We start from the raw sequence: 7535 nt of genomic DNA on the forward strand, positions 1-7535 counted from the left end.
GGCTCGGGTACGGCGTCGGCCACCCGCATCGGAACCTAGGACCCGAACGCGATTCGGTCAACCATCTCGCCGGGGAAGATCGCTAAATGTCCGAGAAGTCGCCGTGCCGTCCGTGTCCGTCCGCGAACCTGGCCGCTCCCCTCAGCGCGTCGTCCAGCGAACCGAGGCCGTGCCGGTACTCGACGGCGATCGCGTCCGCCTCGTCCAGGCCCTCCGCGTCCAGCATCGACGCCCGGTCGTTGCGCAGGCACGCCCGCGGGAACCGGGCGATCTCCGCGGCCAGCGCCTCGGCGGCCTCGCGGGACGTGCCGTCCGGGACGACCCGGTTCGCGAGGCCGATCTCGAACGCCTCCCTCGCCGGGACCGGACGTCCGGTCAGGACGAGGTCCATGGCGCGGCTCATGCCGATGAGGCGCGGCAGCCGGAGCGTCCCGCCGTCGATCAGCGGGACGCCCCAGCGCCGGCAGAAGATCCCGAACGTGGCGCTCTCCTCCACGACCCGGAGGTCGCACCACAGCGCCAGCTCCGTGCCGCCCGCCACCGCGTGCCCCGCGACCGCCGCGATCACCGGCTTCGACAGCCGCATCCGCGTCGGCCCCATCGGCCCGTCGGCGGGCGGGGCGTCGACGCGCGGGCTCCGTTCCGTGCCGATGGAGGTGAGGTCGGCGCCCGCGCAGAACGTTCCACCTTCACCCCACAGCACCGCGACGCCGGCCGTGTCGTCCGCGTCGAACTCCCGGAACGCGGACGCGAGTTCGGCCGCCGTGGCTCCGTCCACGGCGTTCCTCACCTCGGACCTGGACAGGACGACCGTCGTCACGGCTCCGCTGCGTTCCACACGAACCGGCATCTCACTCCTCCGCGAAGGCCCCGGCGGCGAGGACATCGAACCGCTCCAGATCCTCCGCCGGTGCGTCGATGCCGCGCAAGGGACCGTGATCAGCAAGATGGGCTCGCGCGTAGAGCCGCGCCACGAGCGCCTTGCGGTCGCCGTCCTCCCGTCCCGCCTGCTCCAGCAGAAGGGCGGCCGCGTACACGTCCGCCATGAACTGTGCCAGGGGGAACAGCCTGGCCTCACCCGTGACGCGGTCGAGCTTGCCCCAGCGTCCGATGGCCTCCCGCAGGTCGCCGACGCGGCGGCTCACCAGCTCGGTCGTCGCGTCGTCCGGGGCGTCGCGGAGGGCCGTTTCCAGCCGCTCCAGGAACGGCTCGTGCGCGCCCTGCCGCTCGATCGAGCGCCGGACGTCCAGGCACAGGATGTTGTCGCCGCCCTCCCAGATGGGGTTGACCTGCGCGTCCCGCAGGATCCGCGCCACCGGCCACTGCTCGATGTACCCGTTCCCGCCGTGGATCTCGATCGCGTCGCTGGCCGCCGTGACGCCCAGCCGCGCCGCCCGCAGCTTGATCAGCGCGGGGCCGAGCCGCAGCCGGGGCCGCCCGAGATACCCGTCGAACACCAGCGCCTGGACGGCCTCCGTCTCGACGATCAGCTCCGCCAGCTTCCGCCGCATCAGCGGCTGCTCGTACAGCGGCGCCCCGAACGCCTCGCGCGCCCGCGTGTAGAGCAGCGACTCGACCAGCGACCTCCTGGCGCATCCGAGCCCCATCATCGCGATGCCGAGCCGCGCGCCGTTGGTGAGCTGCATCATGCGGCCGAGGCCCTTGCCGTCCCCGCCGCTGCCCGCGCTCTCCGCCGGGGCCAGCAGGAACGCCTCCGCGTCGGTGAACTCGATCTCCGCCGACGCGACGGACCGCGTGCCGAGCTTGTCCTTGAGCCGCCTGATCCGGACGCCGTTGCGCGTCCCGTCCCGCCGCTCGGTCAGGACGAGGAACGGCGCGATGCCCTTCACTCCGTCCGCGGCGCCCTCCGACTTGGCCAGCACCACGAACGCCGACCCGTTCGCGTTGGACGCGAACCACTTGAGCCCGTTGAGCCGCCAGGCGTCCCCGTCCCGCGAGGCCGTGCTCTCCAGGGCGCCGAGATCCGAGCCGCCCGCCCGTTCCGTCAGCATCTGGGCGGCCTCGCCGGAGAACTCCCCGGCGGCGAACAGCTCCCGCACCCGCGCCTTCACATCGTCCGGCGCGAACATCTCGGTCAGCGCGACGACCATGTCGCCACCGGTGCCGAGCGCGCACGCCATGCCGATGTCGGCCTGGTCGAGCAGGTAGCTCCAGGCCACGCCCATCGCCACCGGATCGGCGCCCGCCGCCCGCGCCTCCGCGATCGCCTCGGGCCGCGTGAAGGACGCCGCCACGACCGCGTCCCGCGCGGCCTCGAACGACGGCGGCATGACGACCCGCGAGATGTCGCGTCCCCACCGGTCGTACTTCTCCAGCCGCGGCGGGTTCCGGTCGGTCTCCTCGGCCCAGGCCGCGACCGGTCCGCCCATGAGCGCGCCCAGCTCCCGCAGCCTCGGCTCGGCCCAGGCGTAGCCGTCCCCGAGGTGGTGGCGCATGAGCTGCTGGAGCGTCGGGTCGCAGTCGTACCAGTTGAGCCCGGCGGCCCCCTGGTAGCGCTCGGTCGCGTACCGGCGGGCCTTGTCCGTTCCGCCGTAGGGGAGCCGGTCGAACGGCTCGATGAGGTAAGAGGCCATACTAGGACATTACATAACCAAGTCACATGATGGAAGGCTGTAATATCCGATAGGGTCGCAGGCAGTCATGACGCCCGACATCCGCCCCCTCACCGCGCGCTCCGTCGTGCTGAGCACGCTGCTGGGCGTCCACCCGCCCGAACTCCCGGCGCGGTACCTGGTCCGCGTGGGCGACCTGTTCGGCATAGCCGAGGGCACGATCCGCGTCGCCCTGTCGCGCATGGTGGCGGCCGGCGACCTCGTGCAGACGAACGGCGCGTACGGCCTCTCCACCCGCCTCCTGGCACGCCAGGCCCGCCAGGACGAAAGCCGCTTCCCGCCCACACGCCCGTGGGACGGCGCCTGGGAGATGGCCGTCATCACCACCGACCGCCGCCCCGCCGCCGAACGCACCGCCCTCCGCCAGGCCATGTCGGAACTGCGCCTGGCCGAACTCCGCGAAGGCACCTGGCTTCGCCCCGCCAACCTGTCCCACCCGCGCCCGGATACGGTCGTCCGCCAATGCGCCTTCTTCACCGCCCACCCCGAAGAAGACCCCGCCGCACTGGCCGCCGCCCTCTGGGACCTGGACTCCTGGACGACCCGCGCCGCCACTCTGCGAACGGCGATCGAGGCCGCCACCACGATCGCCGACCGCTTCACCCTGGCCGCCGCACTACTGCGGCACCTGCTGAACGACCCGCTGCTCCCGCCCGAGCTGCTCCCCCCGGACTGGCCGGGCCCGGCCCTTCGCGCCGCCTACCAGCGGTTCGAGTCGGATTTCGCGGAACTGCTGACGAACACCGTCCGCACGGGTCCGGGCGTGATCACCTGAAGGCGGCGACGTTGGCGCGAGCCCAGTCGGCGTACGCGCGGGGCGCCCGGCCCAGCACCTTCTCCACGTCGGGACCGACCCGCCGCTCGGCCGGGGTCGGCGACCCCAGGATCGCCAGGGTCGTCTCCACCACGTCCGCCGGCATGAAGGCCGACATCCGCTCCCGCGCCTGGTCCGGCGACTGTTCCACGAACCGGATCGGCTCGCCCAGCGCGGCGCCGATCGCCTCGGCCTGCTCTCGCGGCGTCACCGGGGCCGGCCCGGTCAGCTCGTAGAACCGCCCGTCGTGGCCGTCCTCCAGCAGTGCCGCCGCCGCGACCTCGGCGATGTCGCCCGGGTCGACGGCGGGCAGCCCCACGTCCGCGAACGGCGCGGCCACGGTCCGCTCGGCACGGACCGACGCGGCCCAGGCGTAGGTGTTGGAGTCGAAGTTGCCGGGCCGCAGGATCGTCCAGGCCAGGCCCGAGTCTCGTACGGCCTCCTCGAAGGACAGCCCCAGCACTCCATGTGAGGCCGACTCGGGCCGGGTCACCACCCCCAGCGAGGACAGCAGCACCACCCGCCCGACGCCCCCGGCCTTCGCCGCATCGAGGATGGCGCCCACGTCCAGCGTGTGGGCACTGGCACCGCCGTTCTGCAGGAAGAGCGCGTCGGCACCGTCGAGCACCGGCCGCAGACTCGCGCTGTCGGCCAGGTCGGCTTGCCGATGGCGGACGCCCTCGGGCACGTCCGCCGCCGTGATGTTCCGGGACGTGGCGGTCACCTTCGCCCCCGCCGACATGAGCGCCCGCACGAGCGGACGCCCGGTGTTCCCGGTGGCACCGGTCACAACGATCATGGTCATCTCCTGCCGTTCAGCCGCTCCGAAGAGCGGTCTCTCTGGAACGCAGGTGACGCTAACATCGTGAAGATAGTAGGTACCTAGAGGAAAGTGACTACCTTTGAGGAACGCGCCCGCCCCCACGGATCCCGAACTCGCCTGCCCGATCGCCCCGGTCGTCGACATCGTGTTCAGCCGGTGGACCACCCCGATCCTGTGGACCCTGAACCACCACGGCCGGCAGCGCTTCGTGGAGTTGCAACGCCGCATCACCTCGATCACCCCCAAGGTGCTGACCCAGCGCCTTCGCCAACTCGAACGCGACGGCCTGGTCGTGCGCACGTACCACCCCGAGGTCCCGCCCCGCGTCGAGTACGAGATCAGCGACCTCGGCCGCAGCCTCGCACCACTGTTCGCCCACCTCGCCGAATGGGCCGCGGCCAACCTCGACACCGTCGAGCGGGCCCGGCACGACTACGACAGCGCCTCGGCCGGCTAGCTCGGGGTGTCAGCGGAACCTGGTGAGGGGAAGCCCGTTGGCGACGCGTTCGCGAAGGGCGCCACCGCGTACGCCGATCTCGGCGTGGTCACCGTCGCCGGGCGCGCCGGTGAACAGGAGCGCCTTCGCCGCAATGCTCCGTCGCCGTCCGTTGCTACGGAACGTGTGGAGGGGCCGGGTGGCCGCCGCTGAACGCCTCACGAAGATCGGCCGCAAAGCGCTCCCAGCCGACACCCGCGAGGGGTTCGTGCCATTTGAGCGGGTCCTCCTTGACCCCGATGGCCCAGGTCATATGGAACAGACCGGAGTCGCGCATCCGCTGACACATGATCGCGGCACGCTCGAAGTAGGAACGCCCCGCGAACAGCGGGTCCGCCCCACCGAAGGCCGTCGGACTCTTGCGGGGTGAAAGACTCTCCGGGGTCAACCCCATCACGAACACATACGCGCGGCGCAGATTTTTGGGGAGCAGCCCGTTGAGTTCGGCCTGTCGCAGATCCTCGGCCATCCCGAAGATCTCGTCGGCACGATTGTTGAGATTTCGTCCCTCGCTTCCATTCATCGACTTGTACTCCACCACGAGCACGGGTGACCCCTGCTGCAGAACGAGCAGGTCCCACGCCTTGGTCGGACGATAGAAGCCGGGCAATGTCGCCTTGCGATGGGTACGGATCTCCAGGCCGGCTGCGCCGGTCGCCTCGATTTCGTCCAGGACCAGCCTGTTGAGGCCGTCCAAATGAGCCCCGCCCGTGACCGCCGAACGGCTGCCCTCCTGTGCGTTTCCACCGGCCTGCGACTTCACCATCTGCTCGTGGCGAACACTCACCCACTGCTGCAACGCGGCTTTCAGCCGCTCTTCGGTCCTCGGATCCAAAGCACTGTTCCTCGGGGGGGGGGAAGGGATCAGGGCAGCGCATCCATCCCATATGCACGCAGCGCGGCAGCCGTCGCCGCGTCCCGGTCACGTTCCCTGAAGGCGGTGACCAGTTCGTCCAGCACGCCCTCCTCGATGTTCTCGGGGCGAGGGACATGCACTCTACGGAGGTATTGCGCCTGGAAGCGCAACGTCCTGCCGCGCATCTTCACGCAGTATGCCGCAATCTGACGCTCGATGACGTCCGAAAGAAGAAGGCCGCCCAGGGCCTCCAGGTCCCACTCCTCGGACGTGAGGTAGTACAGATTGTGGTGGGGATAGCGCCCCCCCGGCTCCAGAACCGGGTTCGGCCGCTTCTTCATGTCCTCGAGCAGGAGCTTCGGCTTGTCCGTGAGCGAAGCAGTGACCTTATCGATGGTTCGGTACCAACTGTGAGGTGACCTTCGAGAAATCGAGCGACGCAGAACCGCCGTCGCGTTCTGCCCGAAGTAGGCCGATAGCTTCGGCCATTCTTCAAGGTCGACGAGACCGTCCTCGTCCCACGGGTTCACCAGGTAGTGACCGGTCCATCGGTAGGTGCCGCTCTTCACGTCGGCGGACATGGCGAGCGGCAGCATGCGTTCCGGCTCCGCCGCGTAGGCGTCCTGCGTGACGTAGACGGCATCCGCACCCGTCGCCACACCGATCCCCACTCTCGTACCGGCGGCACGGTCCTCAAGCGGGGGAAACCGATCCTGGATCTCCTCCAGCCAGGCCAGGGTCTCAGGGCTGCCCTCGGGCCAGGAGTCACCGGTGCGATGCCAGTGCGGCAGACGTGATCCACTGACATTCGCCCTGTGCAGCGGCCGGTCTTGCCGGTCCAGGCTCCATGCCGTGAACTCGGCGGCGGCTACGTCATCGAACGCCTCGGTGGCCTCTGCCACGATGACGTCCGCCTGCGGGCGGCGGGACAGAACAGTGATCGCCGGGTACGCCGCCACCTCGTTCTCGAACGCGGCGACATCGTGCATCACCAGGCAGGTGTCCACGGCGAAGCCGCCCTTGACGATCTTCTCGCGGAGCCGGCGTCCGTACTGGTTGCGCATCCATCGATCCGCGCATATGAACGCCAGCGAACCACCCTCGCGCAGCAGATCGAGACCGCGCTCGTAGAAGCCGATGTAGATATCGGCCCTGCCGCCCATCGTCGTGCAGGACCGGCGGTACGCCGCGAGAAGGTCGGAAGCCAGATCCTCGATCCGGATGTAGGGCGGGTTGCCGACCACGAAGTCGGCGCCCCGGTCGATCCCATCGAGCAGGAAGTCACCCGTCCGGACCCAGGCGGCGGCCAGCCGTTCCGCGGCTTCTTCAGGGCAAGCGGCCTCGATCAGGCGTTCCACTAGGAGCTTGCGGCAGGTGCGCACGTGGCCGGGCTGGAGGTCCATGGCGTGGACGGCATCGGCGAGCGCGTCCCAGGGTTCGTCCGGGCCGTGCTTCTCCCGTGCCTCGAGCAGCCGGTCGAGGACGGGAAGGAGGAACGCACCCGACCCGGCGGCGGGCTCGATCAGCCGCTTCGTGGTCAGGTCGGTGTCCGGGACGTAGCCGCAGAGATCGAGGATCAACTCGACGATCCACCGCCGGGTGAAGACCTCGCCGTACTCGACGAGCCCCACTCCGCTGCCGTGCGCCGTGTCGGCGACGTCCTCACCCGGCTCAATCAGCATGGGTCTCATCGTAGGCACCTCCTGTGACCTCAACGCGATGCCGTGGAGGAGCGGTCAGGCACCTCCGATCTTCACGTGGGGTTGAGGATCGCGAAGACGACCTTGCCGCCGTTGCCGGCCAGCGGACGGACGCCCCACGTGCGCGCGAACTGGTCGACGAGGAACAGGCCGCGTCCGGACTCGCTGGCCGTGTCGGCGGCGCGCATGTGCGGTGGGTCAGGGGTCGCGTCC

Annotated in this window: 7 protein-coding genes; 2 read left to right on the forward strand and 5 right to left on the reverse strand. The window is 70.2% G+C overall.

Annotation, left to right across the window (positions count from 1 at the left end; all coding sequences use genetic code 11):
* Positions 1-82 precede the first annotated feature (82 nt).
* Positions 83-850 carry a crotonase/enoyl-CoA hydratase family protein gene (locus IE99_RS0115430; protein ID WP_030170273.1) on the reverse strand — a complete coding sequence of 256 codons (768 nt, stop codon included), beginning with the start codon at positions 848-850 and terminating at the stop codon, positions 83-85.
* A gap of 1 nt (position 851) precedes the next feature.
* Positions 852-2594 carry an acyl-CoA dehydrogenase family protein gene (locus tag IE99_RS0115435; protein ID WP_030170275.1) on the reverse strand — a complete coding sequence of 581 codons (1743 nt, stop codon included), beginning with the start codon at positions 2592-2594 and terminating at the stop codon, positions 852-854.
* A gap of 67 nt (positions 2595-2661) precedes the next feature.
* On the opposite strand from IE99_RS0115435, the gene IE99_RS0115440 reads away from it, so the two are divergent.
* A complete protein-coding gene (locus IE99_RS0115440; RefSeq protein ID WP_030170276.1) occupies positions 2662-3408 on the forward strand; it encodes a PaaX family transcriptional regulator C-terminal domain-containing protein in 747 nt (248 codons plus the stop codon).
* Here IE99_RS0115440 and IE99_RS0115445 read toward each other — a convergent pair.
* Positions 3401-4246, reverse strand: a complete 846-nt coding sequence (locus IE99_RS0115445; RefSeq protein ID WP_030170278.1) for an SDR family oxidoreductase — start codon at positions 4244-4246, stop codon at positions 3401-3403. The two genes, IE99_RS0115440 and IE99_RS0115445, sit on opposite strands and share 8 nt — an antisense overlap.
* A gap of 103 nt (positions 4247-4349) precedes the next feature.
* On the opposite strand from IE99_RS0115445, the gene IE99_RS0115450 reads away from it, so the two are divergent.
* Positions 4350-4727: a winged helix-turn-helix transcriptional regulator gene (locus tag IE99_RS0115450; RefSeq protein WP_030170280.1), complete on the forward strand. Its 378-nt coding sequence runs from the start codon at positions 4350-4352 to the stop codon at positions 4725-4727.
* A 154-nt stretch (positions 4728-4881) separates the two neighbouring features.
* On the opposite strand, the gene IE99_RS0115455 is transcribed toward IE99_RS0115450, so the two are convergent.
* Entirely contained in the window at positions 4882-5601 is a 720-nt protein-coding gene (locus IE99_RS0115455) for a PaeR7I family type II restriction endonuclease (RefSeq protein ID WP_030170283.1), read from the reverse strand.
* A gap of 29 nt (positions 5602-5630) precedes the next feature.
* Positions 5631-7304, reverse strand: a complete 1674-nt coding sequence (locus IE99_RS0115460; protein ID WP_051712543.1) for an Eco57I restriction-modification methylase domain-containing protein — start codon at positions 7302-7304, stop codon at positions 5631-5633.
* Between the last annotated feature and the right edge of the window lie 231 nt (positions 7305-7535).

It is taken from the genome of Spirillospora albida, assembly GCF_000718255.1.
GTDB classification, from domain to species: domain Bacteria; phylum Actinomycetota; class Actinomycetes; order Streptosporangiales; family Streptosporangiaceae; genus Spirillospora; species Spirillospora albida.

Bases quoted from the DNA above. Each gene is read 5' to 3' on its own strand.
- IE99_RS0115430 (WP_030170273.1), bottom strand. From the start codon at position 850: ATGCCGGTTCGTGTGGAACGCAGCGGAGCCGTGACGACGGTCGTCCTG.
- IE99_RS0115460 (WP_051712543.1), bottom strand. From the start codon at position 7,304: ATGCTGATTGAGCCGGGTGAGGACGTCGCCGACACGGCGCACGGCAGC.
- IE99_RS0115445 (WP_030170278.1), bottom strand. From the start codon at position 4,246: ATGATCGTTGTGACCGGTGCCACCGGGAACACCGGGCGTCCGCTCGTG.
- IE99_RS0115440 (WP_030170276.1), top strand. From the start codon at position 2,662: ATGACGCCCGACATCCGCCCCCTCACCGCGCGCTCCGTCGTGCTGAGC.
- IE99_RS0115435 (WP_030170275.1), bottom strand. From the start codon at position 2,594: ATGGCCTCTTACCTCATCGAGCCGTTCGACCGGCTCCCCTACGGCGGA.